This window comes from Natrinema soli (assembly GCF_028618695.1).
Genome location: NZ_JAQIVI010000742.1, coordinates 1 through 585, shown reverse-complemented (window position 1 = coordinate 585; position 585 = coordinate 1). Strand labels below are relative to the sequence as shown.

General features: G+C 68.4%; 1 protein-coding gene. It reads left to right on the top strand.

Going from position 1 to position 585, the window contains the following annotated elements:
- Positions 1 to 60 precede the first annotated feature (60 nt).
- Positions 61 to 585: hydroxyethylthiazole kinase (locus PGX04_RS31375; RefSeq protein ID WP_273742056.1), on the top strand; the 525-nt coding region annotated here is incomplete at its 3' end.

Here is a 585-nt window from a genome sequence, read left to right as displayed (position 1 = left end):
CGAGTCGCTGACTGCCGCCGTCGAAACGCCGAAGGCGATCGATGCCGGAGGACGAGTGGAATGAGCGTAACCGACATCGACGCCGGCGACCTCGCGGAATCGGTTCGGGCGGTTCGGGAGACGGAGCCGCTCGTTCAGTCGCTGACCAACACGGTGACGATCAACGACGTCGCGAACGTGACCCTCCACTGGGGAGGGCTCCCGGTGATGGCCGACTCGTTCGGCGACGCCGGCGAGATGGCGGACCTCGCGCGCGCGGTCCTGATCAACACCGGCCAGGTGCCGGACGGCCGCGTCGAGGCGATGCACGAGGCCGGGAAGAAGGCGAACGAACGGGGCATTCCGGTCGTCCTCGACCCCGTCGGCGTCGGCTCGACGCCCTCGAGAGAGGCGGTCGCCGAGAGCCTGCTCTCGGAGATCGATTTTACCGTTATCAACGGCAACTACGGCGAAATCAGCGCGCTCGCGGGCGTCGAGGCCGAGGTCAAGGGCGTCGAATCCGTCGGCGAGTACGAGGCGATCGAACGGACGGCCGGCTCTCTCGCCGAGTCGACCGGCGCCACCGTCGTCGCCTCAGGCGTCGAG